This window comes from Acinetobacter sp. WCHAc060006 (genome assembly GCF_004209135.1).
In the GTDB taxonomy this organism is placed as follows: Bacteria; Pseudomonadota; Gammaproteobacteria; order Pseudomonadales; family Moraxellaceae; genus Acinetobacter; species Acinetobacter cumulans.
The window spans coordinates 353,402-373,090 of record NZ_SGSS01000001.1; the positions used below are offsets into that span (position 1 = coordinate 353,402).

Here is a 19,689-nt window from a genome sequence, read left to right on the forward strand (position 1 = left end):
GTTAATCACATGAAAATTAAACAAGATGGAAAAATTTCACAGCCTTTGATGATTGCAGTTTTGATTGGCCTAACGCTGATGCTGTGTACTGCTATTTGGTTAAGTACAAATAAATCCGATGCGGATAAAACTGAGTCGGAAGGTGAAAATAGCGAAGCCAAAAAGAGTGATACTGAAGCAGAACATGCAGAAGAAGGTGAACTGCAACTCACCGCTCAGCAAATGGTGGAGCAAGGTATTAAAATTGCGACTGCGGAAAATGGTCTGGTCGAAAATATTATTCAATTGCCGGGTAAATTGGCCGTTAATACTGATCAGCAGGCACATATTTCCCCAAACTTCAGCGGTCATGTCGAGCAAGTCAGTGTGGCACTCGGTCAAACTGTACAGAAAGGGCAAACTTTAGCTGTGCTGTCAGTACCTGAATTGATTGATCAGCAAGCCAATTTACGTATGGCTGAAGCTAATTTAGATTTAGCCCGTCAAGATTATCAACGTGAGCAAAAGCTGTGGTCTCAAGGGATTTCTGCTAAACAAGACTTTCAGCGTGCTGAAAATGCCTATCGTCAGGCTCAAATTAGCGTACAGTCAGCACAATCGCGCTTGCAAGCTTTAGGTGTAAATGGCAGTCAAAATGGACGTTTTATCATTCGTGCGCCTATTGCAGGTGTAATCAGTCAAAAAGATATTGTTGTAGGTGAAAATGTGCAATTGGCAGATCAATTGTTCACCATCGAACAACTAAAAGATTTGTGGCTGGAATTTCATTTGCCAAATCAATATTCAGGCCAGCTGCAAGCAGGTCAAAACGTCTCTTTCAAAATCAATGGCTCAGATCAGCTCTATAGCGCAGAGGTACAAAGCCTGACTTCACAGGCAGATGTGCAAACTGGACGCTTAGTGGTACGTGCCAAATTAAAACAACAATCTGTTGAGCTTCGCCCGAATGTGATGGTCAATGTGCTATTGGCAGATTCAGGTACTAAGAATGCATTACGGGTGCAAAAGTCTGCCGTACAAAGCATAGAGGGAAAAGACAGTATTTTTATTGTCGAATCTGAGCAAAAAGGTCAAGTACATTTAAAAGCACAAGCGCTAAAACTTGGGCAAGCATCCAGTGATGGTCAATGGCTAGAAGTGCTTTCAGGTCTTGAAGCAGGGCAAAAGTATATTTCCCAAGGCAGTTTTTTACTGAAATCTGAACTGGAAAAAGACGAGGCTGGCCATGAACACTAATTCAGAGAACCCGAACACAGATTTACCAAAGCCAGAAGGTCTATTCGAACGCATTATTGAGTTTTCAATTCAAAATGCAATTTGGGTGATGCTATTTGTTTGCACATGGATTGTCGTCGGGATTTACAGTTATCAAAAATTGCCGATTGATGCAGTACCTGATATTACCAACACCCAAGTGCAAATTAATACGCAGGCCAATGGCTTTACAGCATTAGAGGTGGAACAGCGGATTACCTATCCGATTGAAAATGCAATGGCAGGTATTCCAGATTTGGAGCTGACCCGCTCAATTTCACGTTATGGGCTATCACAAGTCACGATTGTCTTTAAAGATGGTACGGATATTTACTGGGCACGTCAGCAAATTAATCAGCGGGTACAGGAAGTTCAGTCGACATTGCCTGCTCAGGTTTCTCCGACGATGTCGCCCGTTTCGACAGGTTTGGGTGAAATTTATCAATGGGTGCTTAAAGCTGAACCCAAGGCCAAAAAAGCAGATGGCACGGCATATAGCGCGATGGATTTGCGTGAAATTCAAGATTGGATTGTGCGTCCGCAATTACAGCGTGTACAAGGTGTTGCCGAGGTCAATAGCATTGGTGGCTTTAATAAAACCTACGTGGTTTCACCTGATTTAAACCGTATGCAACAGCTGAATCTGTCATTAGAACAATTACAGCAAGCGCTTACGGAAAATAATGAAAACCGTGGTGCAGGTTTTATTGAAGAAAATGGTCAGCAGTTAACAGTTCGAGTGCCGGGAACCTTAAACACCATTTCAGATATTGAAAACACCATGATTGACAGCCCTAATGGCAGTCCAATTCGGGTGGGTGATATTGCACAAGTATCGATAGGGCATGATTTGCGCACAGGTGGTGCAACCTATAACGGAGAAGAAACGGTTTTAGGCATTGCCATGATGGCTATGGGACAAAATAGCCGAACTGTCTCGAAAGCTGTAGATTCCAAAATTAAAGACATTCAAGCCAGCTTACCCAAAGGGGTAAAAATTGAAACAGTGTATGACCGTACCACATTGGTGGAGAAAGCGATTAAAACCGTTCAAAAGAACTTGGTTGAAGGCGCAATTCTAGTCATCATCATTTTATTTATCTTTTTAGGTAATATCCGTGCCGCCTTAATTACTGCCTGCGTTATTCCACTATCCATGCTGTTTACCTTAACCGGCATGGCACAAAAGAATATCAGCGCGAACCTAATGAGCTTAGGCGCATTGGATTTCGGTATTATTGTTGATGGTGCAGTGGTGATTGTTGAAAACTGTATACGACGTTTAGCCCATGCACAGCAAATTTTGAAACGTCCATTAACGCAAAATGAACGCTTTAAAGAAGTCTTTTTGGCTGCACGTCAGGCACGCCGTCCACTGATATTTGGTCAGTTGATTATTTTAGTGGTGTATTTGCCAATTTTTGCTTTAAGCGGAGTAGAAGCAAAAATGTTCCATCCGATGGCATTAACTGTGGTATTGGCACTTGTGGCGGCGATCATTCTGTCTATTACATTTGTACCTGCTGCTGTAGCGCTTTGGGTAAAAGGTGAAATTAAAGAAACAGAAAGCAGTTGGATGACTTGGCTAAAAAAGCAGTATCTTCGAATATTAAATACAGCTTTTCATTACAAGGCTGTGGTGATGACTTTTGCACTGTGTTTACTGCTCATTACTGGGCTTTTAAGCACTAAAATTGGCAGTGAGTTTGCACCTCAGCTGAGTGAGGGTGATTTTGCAGTTCAACTGATGCGCTCTCCTAGCACTGGTTTAGAAGAATCATTAAGAATGCAGGAAAACGCTGAGAAACTGCTGTTGAAAAAATTTCCAGAGATTCAGGCTGTATTTGCTCGTACAGGTACGGCAGAAGTGGCAACTGATGTAATGCCTCCGAATATTTCCGATGGTTATATTATGCTCAAGCCACGTAATGAATGGCCAAACCCTAAAGAAAGTGTGGATGAACTGCGTGGCCGTATGGTGGCTTATGTGGCTACGATTCCTGGCAATAACAGTGAGTTTTCTCAACCGATTCAACTGCGCTTTAATGAGCTGATCTCAGGTGTACGTAGTGATGTGGGCGTTAAAATATTTGGCGATGATATGCAAGTGCTCAATACAGAAGCCACTAAAATCGCCAAAATTATGCAGCAAGTTGCGGGGAGCAGCGCCGTAAAAGTTGAACAAACTTCAGGTTTACCTTTATTAAATATTGAAATAGATAAGGCTTTGGCTGCGCAATATGGTTTAAACGTTAAATCTATACAGGATACTGTGGCAGCCAGTGTCGGTGGACAAAGTGTAGGAGAGATTTTAGAAGGCGATCGCCGTTTTGATTTTGTTATTCGTTTAAATGATCAAGATCGTAATGTAAGCACGATTTCACAACTACCGTTAAAGTTGCCAAATGGTGGCAGTATTGTACTCTCAAATGTTGCCACAGTGTCTAATGTAGATGGGATCAATCAAGTCAGCCGTGAGAATGGTAAACGCCGTATTGTAGTGACTGCCAATGTTGAAGGCCGTGATTTAGGTTCTTTTGTGGCGGATATGCAGACTCAGCTGAAACAATATGCATTACCAAGCGGTTATTGGATTGAATATGGCGGTCAATTTGAAAACCTTGCATCTGCCAAAGCAAGAATGCAAATTGTTATTCCTTTAGCACTACTGACCATCTTTATTTTATTAATGGCAGTATTTCATAATGTGAAAGAAAGCCTGCTGGTCTTTACTGGCGTACCCTTTGCCTTAACGGGCGGTGTACTGTTTCTTTGGTTTAGGGATATTCCACTTTCGATGTCAGCGGGTATTGGCTTTATTGCGCTCTCAGGCGTTGCTGTGCTAAATGGTCTAGTCATGCTGACCTTTATTAAAGAGCTGAGGGACAAATATCCATTACATGAAGCCGTATGGCAGGGTGCTGTACTTCGATTACGCCCAGTACTCATGACCGCCTGTGTTGCCTCTTTAGGTTTTGTACCAATGGCTTTGGCAACAGGTACAGGTGCAGAAGTACAAAGGCCTTTAGCGACTGTGGTGATTGGCGGTATTCTTTCTTCCACCTTGCTGACCTTGGTGCTATTACCCGTGCTTTACCGCTGGCTTAATACAGCTCGATCTAAATAACCTAGACTAATCAATCAAGATTAAAACGATATTGCATTAACCCATACGGTTCATTCATTAGACAGAATGGATCGTATGGACTTAGGATCCATCAATATTTAAAATCAGCAAATCAGCATAAGCCGATACTCACCTGAATTTTCAACAGGTGCGCGGTGCACACAAGGCAAAACTGGCTGTGTAGGATGATCAACCGCCAAACGCCATAAATGACCATTTCCTAGATTTACAGGGACAGCATTTTCTTTGAGCTGATAATGTAAATCAAAAAAATATTCCGCTAAAAAATCATCAAATTTTGATTCTGGGCCATCGTATAAAGCTTTGAGTTGCTCTCGTATTTCAGGAATTAAGATTTTTTGTGTGACATGATCATTTGGCACAATATCACTGGAAGCACCATAATATGTACATAAAAAGGTATCGGTAGCGATCGGTGATCGGTCGACATGAAAAGAATAAACATCGGTTGAGATGAAATCGAATTCATCATCGCGTTCATAACATTTGAGCAAATTCAGCGAGGGTGATGCACCAAATGCTGTTAATTGTTGCATGTCATTTAAAATGATTTCTCTAGCTAAATGACCTTGCACTGAGAGCTTTAATTCCATCAGATCATCTATAGAAATTTCGGTTATATTTTCAATCAATTCGAGATTTTCGACTATTTCTTTAAAGTCGCCTTGTAAGCTGCGTTGCCAACAGAGCGCATTCATTTGACCTTCGAAATGACGATGAATCAATTCAGAAAATGTAGTAACTACACCAATTTGAGGATGCTGGGAAAAAGTATTGCTCATAATAGGGATCGAATTAAATCTGAGGCGAAAATACTGCGTGCAAGGAATAGCTAGAAGGATTCAGCAGTTTCATTTTATCTTAAAACATAAACTGCTATACAAGATTATTTGAGCGTAGGTATTAATCGTTACGCTTTCTGTTTGGCTTTTTGGCGTAAGACATACAAATATAAACTTTCTACTTTTTCACGTGCCCAAGGTGTAGTACGTAAGAATCGTAGTGATGATTTAACGCTTGGATCTATGCAAAAACATCTAATTTCAATTTTTCGGCTTAAGCCTTCAAAACCACCGTAGTAATCCAATAATTCATCCAAAATGTCAGCAAGTTTTTTGCCGTGTAAAGGGTCATTGGAGGTGCTCATATTAGATCAATCATATTTTGGGAGACCATTATTATAACCTGAGCGAGTTGAAAAATGAGAAGGTTTCAAATTAAACCTTTTGAACATAGGAAATTGCAGTTTATTGATGAGTTAAATTTTTATAAATATTAATGGCCCAAACTTTAAGATTTAGATGTATTTAAATGCATAAAAAAGGAGCTCTAGAGCTCCTTTTTTAGTGAATCGTTAAACTTGTGCTTTAGATTTAAACTTGGATTTAATCCAATGATGTAAATCATCAACATAAGTAAAGATCACTGGAATCACCACAAGGCTTAACACGGTCGAGGTAATTAAACCGCCAATCACAACAACGGCTGTTGGCTGTCTAAAGCTTGGTTCAGCGCCAAGCCCCAAAGCATTCGGCATCATGCCGGCAGCCATTGCAATTGTGGTCATAATGATTGGGCGGGCACGTTTAGTGCATGCATCCATTACGGCAGCATAACGACTGAGACCATGCTCATTACGGGCAATAATGGTGTAATCCACCAAGAGAATAGAGTTTTTCGTCACAATCCCCATCAGCATCAGAATACCGATGACCACTGGCATTGAATACGGCATGCTGCAGATATACAGTGCAACAAATGCACCGCCCAAAGCCAACGGCAAAGCAGACAAGATCGTTCCTGGCTGTAAAAAGTCATGGAATAGAAGCACTAGCACGGCATAAACGCAGACAATGCCAATAAACATTGCTAAACCAAAGCTGCTAAACATTTCCGACATGTTTTGCAGCTCACCTTGCTGAATCTGTTTCACGCCTTGAGGTAAGTTTTTCATTGCTTCAAGCTGCATCACTTGGTTTTGTACTTCACCAATACTTAAACCATTTAGTTCAATAGACAATGTGACATTACGCATACGGTCCATACGGCTGATTTGAGTAGGACCACCTTGAATTTGAATATCAGCGATACTGCCTAAACTGACAGAACCATTGCTTCCTTGCACACGTACTGCGGCAATTGACGATAAATCATTACGTACAGATGGATCTAAACGCACGCGAATTGCAATTTGGCGCTGGTCTAAGTTCAATTTTGGCAAGGTTGTTGAGTAGCCACCGTATGTTGCATAACGAATGGCATCGGAGAGTGCTTCAGATGTAACGCCTAGCTGTGCTGCCTTGGCAAAATCTGGCGTGATTTGGACTTCAGGCTGTTCAATGGCAGCACTAGAACTGACATTACCAATGCCTTTTAAACCACGCATTTGCACTTCAAGGTTGTTGGCTGTTTCAGTCAGTAAATCTGCATTATCGCTGGCTAAGGTAATATCAAGTTTTTCACCGGTGTTACCGCCGCCAACACTGATTTTAACGCCAGCCAAAGGTTTTAATTTTTCACGAATATCTTGCTCAACTGCACTTTGACGGGTATCGCGCTCATCATACGGCGTCAGTTCCACTGTTAATTTTGCTGAGGCCACATCAGCAGTAGAAGAGCTGTCCATGCCAGAACCGCTTGAAGCTGTACCGACAGAACTGAAAACTTGTTTTACATTTGGATTTTGCTGGATGATTTTACTGGCTTCTTCAGCAGCCTTTGATGTTTGATCTAATGTAGAACCTGGAGGTAGCTCAACGGTGACCGTGGTCTGTGATTTATCCTGTGTAGGCATAAAGGTGACACTGTTTTGCATACCAATAAATAGCGTCACAAAAAAGAATGCGGATGCCCCGAGTATCGTGGTTTTCCTATGATTTAAAGTAAATTTTACGATGGCTTTATAGTGTCGCATGACACAGCCATCTGGCTGTTTTTTGGTTTCATCCTTCTTATTTTTTGGTTTCAGCATATATGCTGCCATCATTGGCGTAAGCAGTCGGGCAACCAATAAAGAAAATAAAATCGCAACCGAAGCAGTAATACCGAATTGCTTAAACACGAGGCCTGGAATACCGCCCATAAATGCGGTTGGCAGGAAAATCGCGACAAGTGTCAGTGTTGTTGCAACCACCGCAAGTCCAATTTCATCAGCAGCTTCCATAGCTGCTTGGTACGGTGTTTTGCCTTGCTCTAAATGCCGTTCAATGTTTTCGACTTCTACAATCGCATCATCGACCAAAATCCCGACAACTAAAGACAGCGCCAATAGGGTAATGACATTCAGCGAATAACCGAGATAATACATCACACCAAAGGCTGGAATAATCGATAAGGGCAGAGCCACAGCTGAAATAAACGTGGTGCGCCAGTTTTTAAGGAAGATAAAGACCACGATGATTGCAAGCAATGCACCTTCATACAGCATGGTCATTGAGCCATCATAGTTGTCTTGAATTGAATCAACTTTATTACTGATTTCTTCAATTTTAACGGCAGGATTTTTCTGTTGAAATGCTGCTACCGCTTCACGGACATGCTTGACGACTTCAACATCTGAATAGCCTTTTGAGCGTTCAACTTGAAAACCAATAATCGGTTTGCCATTCAAATAAGAACGAGTTGTACGTTCAGCTGTAGTATCGTGAATTTGTGCAATTTGATCTAAACGTACATAACGGCCATCTTGCAGTGGTATAGAAATTTCACGTATATCATCTGCTGTTTTTACTGTTGCTAGGGTACGGATAGATTGACGTTCTCCGCCAACGCGTCCTTGACCGCCAGAAGCTTCTTGCTGCACAGCTTTAAGCTGTTTAGAGACATCTGAAGGCATTACGCCTAAACCCGCCATGAGCGTCGGATTTAAGTCAATTTGTACTTCACGGTCTACACCGCCAACACGTGAAACACTATTAACGCCATTGGCTGCCATAATGGCATTGCTGACGTCATTATCAACAAACCAAGACAAGTCTTGCTCATCTAGATTGTCTGAAGTAATACTATAGGTCAGTAAGCTAGAGCCTGCCGCAGTGACTTTAGACACCGTTGGCGAATTCATGCTTGCAGGCAAATCGGCTTTGGCTCCGTCAACCGCATTGCGGACTTCAGACAAAGCGACTTCTACGTCTTTTTCCAGTTCAAAACTCACGGAAATATTTACAGAACCGTCAGTAATGGTTGTGGTGATGTGATCAAGCTTGGTCAGTGAAGTGAGTTTGTCTTCAATTTTACGTGCAACTTCAGTTTCAAGCTGTTCAGGTGCAGCACCTTCTAAACTTGCGCTGACTGTGATCGTGGGTAAATCCATGTCGGGCATATCTTGAATGCCCAGCTTCATAAACCCGTACAATCCCATAATCGTCAACATTATAAATAGGACGATCGCTGGGATGGGGTTTTTAATAGACAGGGAGGAAATGTTCATTCATTTACTCCATGCTGCGTATTTTGCGCGGTCGTTTTCTGTGCAATTTTGACGGTCATACCATTGGTGAGAAATGCACCGCCAGTTTCAACAATTTTTAAATTGAGTGCCAAGGGGCTTACAATTTCTACAAAACCATCCTTACGGCGTGCGGTTTCAACCACTTGACTATTGGCAATGTTTTTATCATTGACCACATAGATATATGAACGGCCGTCACGCATCACAATTGCCGTTTGAGGTAGCACGTATGCTTTATTTTGACCAACAGTAATTTTGCCGTCGACAAAAGTGCCAACATTGGCCGTTTTACTGCCTTTTAAAGTTACATATACAATGCTGCGCGCCGTATCAGTGGATACAGAAGGGCTGACTGTTCGAACTGTACCAGTTAACTTGGTTTGATCTGGCAGTGTCACTTCTGCAAGATCTCCTGCTTTGATTAAATGCGACTGTGATGCATCTACCTCTGCACGCCATTCAATCACGCCATTTTTAATCATGTGATACAGTTCAGTGCCAGCACTCACTACATTGCCGACCACACCTTGCTTGCTGTAAATAATTCCGCTTGCAGGTGCTTTAATAAAAGTTTGACTGATTTTAAGCTGAATCATATCTAACTCAGCTTTAGCAGCATCTAAGTTTGCTTTTGCAACTTCTTGATTAATTTTATATTCTTCAATTTTCTGTGCAGATAAGGCACCACTTTGACCCACAATCGTTGCGCGGCGTACATCTGAAGCCGCTTTTTCTAAATTCACTTCTGCTTGTGTCACAGCTGCTTTTTGTTTTGCTGATTCCTTCTTCAAATTTTGATCAGAAAGTTTAGCTAAAAGCTGGCCTTGTTTAACTGAAGTACCAACTTTGTAATACAAATCTGATAGGCGGTAACCACTAATTTCGGGACTGATAATAATTTCTTCGTATGGTGCAATTAAACCGGTCACAAAAAACTCTTGAGGCCAAATTTGTTCACTTAAATTGACAATATTGACTGTCATGGATGCTTGCTGATCGGCATTTTCAGCTTTCTGTTCTGATTTTTTGTCTTCTTTTTTATTGAACATTAAGGCAATGACCAAGCAAATGATGATCACGGCACCGATCAAAATGGCCATTTTTTTAGAGATTTTCATTGAATTTCACCATTTTGAGCGATATGTACTGACTTTTTTGGCGTGAATGTGCCACCTAAGGCTTTATACAAGCTGATCCAGCTCTGTGTATGCTGCTGCTGAATGTTCACCACACTGATTTGCGCATTGAGAGCTGAACGACGTGCAGCTTCTAAATCTAATAGGTTGGCTGAGCCAGCTTTTTGACTGATTTCAAGTGCATTAAAATATTTTTGGTATTGCACATAACTGCTTTGTGCGCTTTTTTCTTGTTTTTTCAGGGCTTGAATCGTGACCAGCTGTTTTTCAATTTCAGCGGCAGCATTAATGACACCTGACTGATAATCAGCAACAGCAGCATTGTATTTAGCAATATTGCTTTCAACACTAGCTTTACGTTTACCTGCATCAAAAATCGGCTGTAATAGATTTGCGCCAATTGACCATGTATTTAGGCTGGCTCCGCCAGATGACGCAGCATTAATGACACCAGATAAACTCAAATTTGGATAACGGTCTGCTTCAGCGCTTTTGATTTCGGCATAGCTTGCAAATACTTCACGCTCTAAAGCAGCAATATCTGGACGGTTGCGCATGACATCGGCAGGAACTTCGCTAATACCAAAGCTTCCATGCTGTAGCGGAAATTTAAGTGATGATTGGGCAAGAATTTGACGTAATTCTGATTCATCAATACTGGCTAAGGCCGTCATTGATTTAATCAAGATTTCACACTGTTTATTTTGATTTATGCTGTTCGAGCGTGTGTTTTCTAAATTTGCCACAATAAGGGCGTGATCCATAGGGGCTGTAAAACCCGCTTTAACTAAAAGGGCAGTGGCTTTTTCAGTTTTTTGAATGGAACTTAATTCTGTTGTGTACACCCGCTGTATCGAACGACAAGCTAAATACTGCGTATAGTAATCCGCCATCTCAGCAGCCAGAGAAATCTGCATATTATGCATATCTGCGGTACGCGCTTGTAAACGTGCAGCTGCTGCATCACTTTGATTTCGATATTTTCCCCATAAATCAATTTCCCAACTGGCATCTAAGCCAATCGAGTTTTGATTAGATTGACCGCTGGTATCTTTCACACGGCTGACAGTGCCGTTGCCAGACAATGCAGGGTATAAGTTGGCACGCTGTGTGGTTAAATTTGCACGTGCTGCGTCAATATTGGCTAAAGCCTTGACTAAACTTTGGTTATTTTCAAGGGTGGTACGAATCAATTGTGTTAAAGCAATCTCATGAAATGATTGCCAAAATTGAGTGAACTCAACACTGTTTGAAGTTGGATCAGGTGATGAATTCCACTGAGCCGATACTTTTGCAGCAGGCGCTTGATAGCTTCCTGAAGCAATACATCCATGCAGCAAAGGAAATAAAATCATCAGACAGCCAAACTTGGTCTGACTTGAAATATTCAAAATAGCACCAATAACTAAACTAGACAGTTTAGTTTAGTTTGACAGTTTAACACTGTCAAACTTAGACTACGCTTTGAAATTACTTAAGGGGTGGCTGAATGGCTAGAGCAAAGAGTGAAATAACCAAGCAAAAAATTTTAAAAGCTGCTTTATCTGCCTTTAAAAAACAAGGTTATAGCTCGACTAGCATGGATATGATCCGTGATGAATCTGGCGTATCCAAAGCCACACTTTATAATTATTTCCCATCTAAAGAAGAATTATTTTTAGATGTTATGATGTATGAAATGGAACAGCAGCATGGCGCACCACTATTTGATTTATTTGAAAAGCACGAACTGTCAGTAGCATTAAAAATAATGGCAAAACAAATGATTACAGTATCATATTCAAAAAATATTATTGCTACACGCCGTATGCTGGTAGCAAATGCATCGAATAAAAATCTTGGGCAGTTGTGTTATGAAAAAGGCCCAAAGCTTGGTGAACGTATGATGTGCGCTGTTTTTCAAAAAGCGATGAATGATGGTATTTTGATGAAGGCTGAACCACGTGTCGTTGAGGCACATTTTCGTGCATTAGTGGATGCTGAATTTAGTCAGATCTTTACTTTTGATTTAGAAAATATCATCACTGCAGAATGGATCGAAGCGGCAACGGAAAGGGCAGTTGATGTTTTAATGCGAGCATATAAAATTTAAATTTTCTTTTTTATCTTTATTTCAAAGAAGATGTATGACCTGAGCTCAACAATATTAAATTAATAACGTTGAGCTGACTTTTTAAGAAGAATTGGCAATGACGACCTAACGCTTAGAATATAAAACTCAAAAAAATTACCACAATTTCAAAATTCACTTTTCTCAGAAAGTGCCATGGATAGGAAGGTATTTATGGACGTATGAGAACAACGACCCATTGCTTGTATAGATGTGTATGAATTACATATTTAATATAACTATTCAAATTTCTTCTTTCTGTCATGTCGATAATTTTTTGAATCAGAGCTTGATTTCATAATATTTGAGATTGATTGTTCTATAGATGTCCGCAATCCATCAAATAGCTGTACCTCATTAGATACTTGGAGATAATCTAATATATTTTCGCTAAAAGATTCTATGATTTCTCTTGGATTTCTAATTCTAAAATGCTCGCTTTCAGCTAATTTTAAGAGATGAGATAGTTCAGGAAATGCTTTGCTTCCAGCGAGTTTAAGCGCCATTTTATTATCAATTGATTCGTATATAAGTGTATGCGTAATATCAAATGGCGGTGAAACAAAAATGTTTTTCATATCCGGGGAATACTGTAGAGCAAAGTTTTTCAGATGCGCATCACCATTTCCTACTAAGCAATTAAATACAATGTACTTATACATTTTTTCAACTTCAGCTACACTACCAGTATAAAGATATGTCGCTTTCAAAAGTGTTTCATAGCTCCCTGAGTATTTTGCATCTGGGTCATTTGACTTTTTCATGAGCGTCGTAAAATCTTCATAGCCTAGTTTTGTACCATCACTGGATTTATCAAACCGTTCTACAACATATGTTTCTAAATTTTCAGACAAGTAAGTGTGTGGTGGCTTAAGTCCACACTGTCGTGCAGCCTGCATACAGACAAATTCATTAACGGTTAGTAATGGAAATTCTGAATCAAACGACTTTACGATTAGATCCTTTTGTTGAACTGTTCTATCTGTTTGAACAGTTTTTGCATTTGGTATGCTCACCTTGGGTTGCATACCAGCCAGAGAATTTCTGAGATAATATTTTTCCAATAGCTGTGGAAAAAGGGGTTCATGACTTTGGTAAGATAGGATTTCACTCAAACTCAAAGAATCTGTTTCGGGTAAATCTAGCTCACTTTTATAAGAGAGCATTCCAATTCCTTGACTACCTTGCAGTGCCAATAAATACATGTCATTAACTTTGGCATATCTGGCAAGTTTTTCAGCAATGAATCGTCGATTAAAACCCTCAGGCAAGTTCTGAGCAAATATTGGGTGAAGTGCACCAGAAGAAAAACCATCCATGCCTTTACGAGTCATCGTGAGTGATACATGCTGTTTTTCCTGTGTTGGCTGATAGTGGTGCACTGAACCATATGTCAATACGCCTAATTCAGCTTGATTAGCACATACCTTAATATTCGTGATTTTGGCAGGAAGTTTTGTTGGCGTACTCATTCGCTATCATCCACAAACATATTTTCAATTTCATCCCAGTGAGGGAGTGAATGTTGCTTTGGAAATACTTCAAACTGTAAACCTACTGCATCAAGTACACGCTCAAATATGTCATACGAACCTGTAAATCGACCATTCTCAATCTCTGAGATTGTGGTTTTGTTGATTCGAGTCAATTCTGATAATTCTTGCTGTGTATGACCGAGGGCTTTTCGTTCGATACGAACTTTTTTCCCAATTTCTGCTCTACTTGCCATAGAAATTTCACCACAAAAGTAGCCATATAGCTAACATATTATATTATTTATCAATTATTAGCTATATAGCTAATATATTTTATGTAATTTAATAAAAATTGGCATAAAATAGAAATCTCATAAGTTATTGAATTTCGTTTCAGTAAGAATGAGATCAAGTTATCCTTAAGTGTAGATTTAACTTATGTTCACTTGAAATACACTTCACAATTAATTTAATAATATATTTTTTTTCAAAAACTTATTTAAAATACAATATGCTTTAAAAATTGAAGTTCATGAACTATGAATAAAAACTGAGATCTAACCTACAAATCTAAAACTGCAAAAATCCATGAAAGATGTAATCAAGCCAAAGACTGAAACGGGCATGCATGCGCACCACAATCTAAGTTTAGACATGGCGAATAGTATTGCGCTCTATAGAACATGGCTGTACCTGTATTAATGCCAGCACAGGTATGGCGTCAGGTGCAGGAAATGCACCGCTGGAAGTATTTATCGCTGCAGTAGAACTATAAGATTGAACCATGACTGTGTTATGAAGTTATTGTCAGGTATAAATCATTTAACTTATGTTCACCTAAAGTCTAGTTCATAAATAAATTACAATATATTTTAATGTTATTTAATCACTTATATGTGTTTTTTAGTTTTTTTTAAAAACTCGATTCATGAACTTCTTTTAAAATGCTAATTTTTATTGTGCCTTAACTTTGAAAGGTTTGGACTAAGTTTATTTTTAAATGTTTATGCAAAAAATCATATAAGATTATGATGACGCGTGAGTTGTTGATAATGACAAAACGTCTTTTTCTAACTGAAGTTTATGGGGAAAAAATGCTTGATCATAATGAATTAACCCTCAAAACCATTAATGATTTGTTGACAATGTCATTTTTTATTCCAGCTTATCAGAGAGGATATCGATGGTCTGCAAGACAGGTTATTGAACTATTAGAAGATGTTTATGAGTTTTGTGATAGAAAAATTAAAGTAGAGGAAGATTTTTATTGTTTGCAGCCTGTTGTTGTAAAACAAAAAGGTGAGCAATGGGAGCTTGTGGATGGGCAGCAAAGATTAACAACAATTTTGTTAATCTTGGGTTATTTCAATAGCCGTTTTGCCGAGGATTTTAGAAAACAATTATATATACTAGAATACGAAACACGCCCAGAAAGTCGTGAATATTTGCTCTCATTAGAAGAAAATAAAAGAGATCAGAATATTGACTTTCATTTTATCTTTGAAGCCTATTCTAATATCAGAGCATGGTTTAAAGATAAGGTGCATAGAATTAATGATATCGAATCGGTATTCTTAAATAAAGTTAAGATTATTTGGTATCAACTGGCTGAAGCAGAAAATGTTACGGATGTTTTTACCCGTTTGAATATGGGAAAAATTCCTTTAGTGAATGCTGAGCTAGTTAAAGCCTTATTTTTAAAATCCAGTAATTTCTTCCACGAAGGTCAAACTGCAAGGCATCTGCAACAGCTCAATATCGCTCAAGAGTGGGATGCCATTGAAAAGCGCTTACAGGATGATGCATTTTGGTATTTTGTGAGTAATCAACCAATCGCCTCGAACCGTATAGAGTTTGTATTGGCATTGGCAGCAAGAAGACTAAATAGTGAAGGGATTCTTGAACACGACAAACTCAAAGTTTTTCTGCAGTTTAATAAACAGCTGCAGAGCAAAAATAGTGAAGTTGATGTGGCCAAAGAATGGCTAAAGGTAAAAATGTGTTTTATGACTCTAGAAGAGTGGTTTAATGATAAAGCACTGTTCCATTTAATCGGCTATTTGGTTGCACAAAAGGTAACTATTGAAACAATATTCGATTTAAGCGAAACCTGTAAAAGTAAATATGTTTTCCGCCAAAGTCTTATAGAGCTAATATTTGTAAAAAACTTTCCTGGTAAAAACTTAAGTGAGGTATCTAAAGTATTAATTGAAGCTGAACTATCAGAGCTAAATTATGAGACTGATCCCAAGAAGATAAGATCAATTTTGCTACTGTTCAATATTGCTAGCTTGTTAGCTAACCCTGTAACTAACTCACGTTTTCAATTTAATAAATACAAGCAAGACAAGTGGGATATTGAACATATACGTTCTGTAGCTTCAGATATGCCTACAGATAAAAATAAACAGATAAAGTGGCTGGAGAATGTTGTTGATTATATTTCTGACGAAAACATGATTCATATAGAAGAAAAATCGACAGGAGATACAGATATTTCACATGCCATCAAGAAAGATGCAGCTGAGTTACTAAAAACTGACTTTAATGATCAGCAGTTTCAAGTGATTTATCTGCGCATTTTGTCCTTCTATGATCCAGGGAGTAATAATGTAGTCGATAATTCGATTGGTAATTTAACCTTGTTGGATAGCACAACAAACCGTAGCTATAAAAATGCAGTATTCCCAATTAAACGCTCAAAAATCATTGCATTGGATAAAGAAGCGACTTTTATTCCACTATGTACGAAAAACGTATTTTTGAAATATTACAGTAAACAAGTCGATAAGATGCTGTATTGGGAGGTAAAAGATAGTCAAGACCATCAGCAGGCAATGGTAGACAGTCTTTATGGCATTTTTTGCGGAGAGGGGGTGCATATATGAGTGGCAAAAGTTTAACTTTTTATAGCCTCTTTAACCAAGTTGATTCTGTCGAAATTCCGATTTTGCAACGAGACTATGCGCAAGGTCGATCAGAAGAAGAAGAGGTAAGGTCACTTTTTTTACGCTCTTTATTCAATGCACTAAACCACCAGGATAGTTCTGCACAGCAACCGCTAGATCTAGATTTTGTTTATGGTAATTACGAAGACAGTGAGAGTAAAGTTTTTTCTGTATTAGATGGCCAGCAACGTTTAACCACTTTATTCTTATTGCATTGGTACTTAGCCGTAGTAAATGGTCGCCTTGAAGACTTTAGATCACAGTTCGTTACTGAAGATGGGCGATCACGCTTCACCTATAAAACAAGACCTAGTACTACAGAGTTTTTTAATGCCTTAGTGGTCAGTGATTTTGTGAAAGTTGATAATAAAAATTCTATTAGTAAACAAATAATTGATTGTCAATGGTTTTATTTGTCTTGGACACAAGATCCAACAGTTCAGGCTTGCCTTTGTATGCTGGATGCTATGCAGACCATATTCGCTGATCGAGAAAATGGCTTGTTTGATAAACTATTAGTAATAGATAAACCATTTATCACTTTCCAATTTTTGGATTTATATTCTTTTGGTTTATCTGATGAGCTATATATTAAAATGAATGCTCGCGGCAAACCACTTACTATATTTGAAAACTTTAAAGCAAAACTTGAACAATTCATTGAAAACTATGCTGGACCTTGGCCTGCCTATCGCCTCTCATTCCGTGAAGGAATAGTGAATGGCTATGACTATTTTATTCATAAGATAGATACTGATTGGGCTGATTTATTTTGGCCTTATAGAAATGTATGCTCAGATGACAATACATTTGATGACGAATTTATGAACTTCTTTCGTCTGATTATCATGTATGAATGCTTATTAAATAATAGATCATCAACTGATTTCTTAACTCTCGTAACAGATGCTCTTTTGGGTGATCAGGGACGTTTAAAAGAACCAAGCCTATCAAAGTATGAAGAATTAAATTGTTTTAGTCAGAATTTGATTATCCGCTTTATACAATTTATCGATCTGATTTGTGATAAGGGTTTAGTGAATAATAAAATCCCACTTTATATGGCAGAAACCTATTATTACGCGGAAGAAGAAACTTTTAAACGAATTATCAGCAATAGTGCAAGTTACGATGATAAATTACGTTTTTTTGCTTTTTATTCTTATTTGGCAAAGAGTAAAGACATGGGGGAATTAAAGAATTGGATTCGTGTGATCTATAACTTAGTAGAAAATACGATTACAGATTCTCCGAGTAAGTTTTATCAAGCACTGTTTGTCATTGAAGAATTAAGTAAGATTAATGTACCAATTTTGGGTGCCCTAAAGGCAGATTGTAAAGTATCGGCTTTTTTACAAGCTCAAGTATTGGAAGAAAAAATTAAAGCACATTTAATCTTGAAGTCTGATGATTGGCGTGAAGCGATTATAAAGGCGGAGAAACATCATTTTTTTAATGGGCAAATTGGTTGTATTTTAAATTTTTCAGGTATCTTAGATTTTTATAGAAAATACAAGCATTGTGATTGGGAGGATACTTTTAACAAACAGTGCTTTGATAAATTTATCAAATATTTTCAGTCGCTTAGTAATGTATTCAATACGATTGAAAAAAGTTCTTCAATAATTGGATATGCATGGGAAAGAGCGGTATTGAGTAAAGGTATTTATTGTACATCAGCCACTTGGGATAGGTTAAATCTACTCAGTAGCAGAAGTACTAAAAATAACATTCCGCGAGACCATAGCTGGCGCAGGGTATTGCGTATAGGTGATGAAACCAGTGAGAAGAAGCAAACTTATGTTAAGGCAGTATTAGATGATCCGTTGTTTAATACCAATAGTTTAGCTATTTCTTTGCAAGCAATTTGCGACAAAGCATTACGAAATACCGAATTGGATGACTGGCGATATAAACTAATAAAACATAAAGAACTCTTTGATTGCTGTGAACAAGGATTTATTTCACATAATGCTTTTGAAACTATATTGCTTGGTCAGTCTCAACGTAATCATTATCATTTTGAATTTTTCACTAAAGCTTTAGAACTTGAGCTTAACGTAAGCAAAGAACAACTTATTCCTTTTACATTGATAAACTATGAGGCTGTTAAGTCCCGAGACGAAGATGCTGGTATCGTCATAAAAGGTTTAGTCATTGATAAAAAAAACTATCTCATGGAGATTAAAAAACCTGCAATCAACTTTACTCTATGTTTTAAAGATGGTGGTCAAGGAGAATACACCGATAAATTGAAACATATACTTGAAAAGTATGGTTTTAATTGGAATGAAGCTTGTCATTTTTTTCATAATGAGCAGGTGAATATTCAACAAGTAAAAAATAAGCTATTTAGTTTATGCGAGGCTTTAAGAGGTCTGTAAGATGAGTGCAGTTCGTTAGGCAACATGGTCTTATAGTATTGTCTAATTAAGGTCAGCAGTTAAGAGATAGTTTCTTTGTCACTAATTCTCATACAATTAGTGACATTATTAATATTAATTGGGGTTTTTCACCATTTTATTTAAATTTAAATATGCTTCTGGCTAAGATTTTTCATAAAGGTTAATAGTAAAATAAAAAAATTAATTTCTTAAAAATATTATTCAATTATGTTAAAATTTATATATGTATATGAAATACATTATATTTTATGTCTTTAATTCGCAATCTTCATGAAGATACTATTATTAATCTCCCAAAAGGTGATTTACACGTCCATTTAAATGGGGCCATACCTACACATTTAGTGAGAGAATTATTAAAAAAATATCCTGATCAAATTCCACCACATTTTGATCTCGATGAAAATTTAAATATTTTAGAACCTCAAAAAAACTTATTAGAATATTTAAAACCATGGCAAGTATTAAATTTAATTCCTAAATCAAATAATGATTTAAATCAAATTGCCCAGCAAACATTTTTTAGTTTTAAATTAGCGAATATTAACTTTGTCGAAATAAGAAATACAATTTTTTATATAGCAAATTTAAACTCAATTTCAATAGAAGAAGCTATAGTTTGGATGGGCTTTGTTGCACAAACCTATCTGTAAAGGCTTTTTCAGCGATATAATTTTCAAATGAAGAAGCCTACACACAAAATCTACCGCACAACCAATTGGCCCGCATATAACCGAGCACTCATGAGTCGCGGAAATATTGT

Annotated in this window: 13 protein-coding genes and 1 pseudogene; 7 read left to right on the forward strand and 7 right to left on the reverse strand. The window is 38.0% G+C overall.

What is annotated here, in order from left to right; genetic code table 11:
• Positions 1-9 precede the first annotated feature (9 nt).
• Entirely contained in the window at positions 10-1,236 is a 1,227-nt protein-coding gene (locus tag EXE29_RS01610) for an efflux RND transporter periplasmic adaptor subunit (RefSeq protein WP_120363756.1), read from the forward strand.
• On the forward strand, positions 1,226-4,381 hold the full coding sequence (locus tag EXE29_RS01615; RefSeq protein WP_120363757.1) for an efflux RND transporter permease subunit: 3,156 nt from the start codon (positions 1,226-1,228) through the stop codon (positions 4,379-4,381). Before EXE29_RS01610 ends, EXE29_RS01615 begins: the two co-directional genes overlap by 11 nt.
• A gap of 104 nt (positions 4,382-4,485) precedes the next feature.
• Here the strand turns inward: EXE29_RS01615 and EXE29_RS01620 are convergent, their stop codons facing one another.
• The 5 genes from EXE29_RS01620 to EXE29_RS01640 form a co-directional block, all read right to left on the reverse strand.
• The gene (locus EXE29_RS01620; protein WP_117007317.1) at positions 4,486-5,184 is read right to left on the reverse strand and encodes a DUF1826 domain-containing protein; all 699 of its coding nucleotides are present in this window, start codon (positions 5,182-5,184) and stop codon (positions 4,486-4,488) included.
• 128 nt (positions 5,185-5,312) lie between these two features.
• Positions 5,313-5,549 (reverse strand): VF530 family protein, encoded by a 237-nt coding sequence (locus EXE29_RS01625; RefSeq protein WP_078193741.1) that lies wholly within the window; start codon positions 5,547-5,549, stop codon positions 5,313-5,315.
• Positions 5,550-5,756: 207 nt separating this feature from the next.
• A complete protein-coding gene (locus EXE29_RS01630; RefSeq protein WP_120363758.1) occupies positions 5,757-8,831 on the reverse strand; it encodes an efflux RND transporter permease subunit in 3,075 nt (1,024 codons plus the stop codon).
• Entirely contained in the window at positions 8,828-9,970 is a 1,143-nt protein-coding gene (locus EXE29_RS01635; RefSeq protein ID WP_120363759.1) for an efflux RND transporter periplasmic adaptor subunit, read from the reverse strand. Before EXE29_RS01635 ends, EXE29_RS01630 begins: the two co-directional genes overlap by 4 nt.
• The gene (locus EXE29_RS01640) at positions 9,967-11,379 is read right to left on the reverse strand and encodes an efflux transporter outer membrane subunit (RefSeq protein WP_130125641.1); all 1,413 of its coding nucleotides are present in this window, start codon (positions 11,377-11,379) and stop codon (positions 9,967-9,969) included. The genes EXE29_RS01635 and EXE29_RS01640 overlap by 4 nt, the downstream gene beginning before the upstream one ends.
• A 98-nt stretch (positions 11,380-11,477) precedes the next feature.
• On the opposite strand from EXE29_RS01640, the gene EXE29_RS01645 reads away from it, so the two are divergent.
• A complete protein-coding gene (locus tag EXE29_RS01645) occupies positions 11,478-12,080 on the forward strand; it encodes a TetR/AcrR family transcriptional regulator (protein WP_117007312.1) in 603 nt (200 codons plus the stop codon).
• Positions 12,081-12,337: 257 nt separating this feature from the next.
• Here the strand turns inward: EXE29_RS01645 and EXE29_RS01650 are convergent, their stop codons facing one another.
• Together EXE29_RS01650 and EXE29_RS01655 are read right to left on the reverse strand one after the other, a co-directional pair.
• Positions 12,338-13,570 (reverse strand): type II toxin-antitoxin system HipA family toxin, encoded by a 1,233-nt coding sequence (locus tag EXE29_RS01650; protein ID WP_106984311.1) that lies wholly within the window; start codon positions 13,568-13,570, stop codon positions 12,338-12,340.
• A complete protein-coding gene (locus EXE29_RS01655; RefSeq protein ID WP_106984310.1) occupies positions 13,567-13,827 on the reverse strand; it encodes a helix-turn-helix domain-containing protein in 261 nt (86 codons plus the stop codon). The genes EXE29_RS01650 and EXE29_RS01655 overlap by 4 nt, the downstream gene beginning before the upstream one ends.
• A gap of 328 nt (positions 13,828-14,155) precedes the next feature.
• On the opposite strand from EXE29_RS01655, the pseudogene EXE29_RS17675 reads away from it, so the two are divergent.
• The 4 genes and pseudogenes from EXE29_RS17675 to EXE29_RS01675 all read left to right on the forward strand — a co-directional run.
• A pseudogene (locus tag EXE29_RS17675) lies at positions 14,156-14,342 on the forward strand (hydroxymethylglutaryl-CoA lyase-like TIM-barrel protein); the annotation flags it as partial.
• 283 nt (positions 14,343-14,625) lie between these two features.
• A complete protein-coding gene (locus EXE29_RS01665; RefSeq protein WP_213072622.1) occupies positions 14,626-16,461 on the forward strand; it encodes a DUF262 domain-containing protein in 1,836 nt (611 codons plus the stop codon).
• Positions 16,458-18,905 (forward strand): DUF262 domain-containing protein, encoded by a 2,448-nt coding sequence (locus EXE29_RS01670; RefSeq protein WP_120363761.1) that lies wholly within the window; start codon positions 16,458-16,460, stop codon positions 18,903-18,905. The genes EXE29_RS01665 and EXE29_RS01670 overlap by 4 nt, the downstream gene beginning before the upstream one ends.
• A gap of 269 nt (positions 18,906-19,174) precedes the next feature.
• The gene (locus EXE29_RS01675) at positions 19,175-19,579 is read left to right on the forward strand and encodes a hypothetical protein (RefSeq protein ID WP_213072623.1); all 405 of its coding nucleotides are present in this window, start codon (positions 19,175-19,177) and stop codon (positions 19,577-19,579) included.
• The last annotated feature ends 110 nt before the right edge of the window (positions 19,580-19,689 follow it).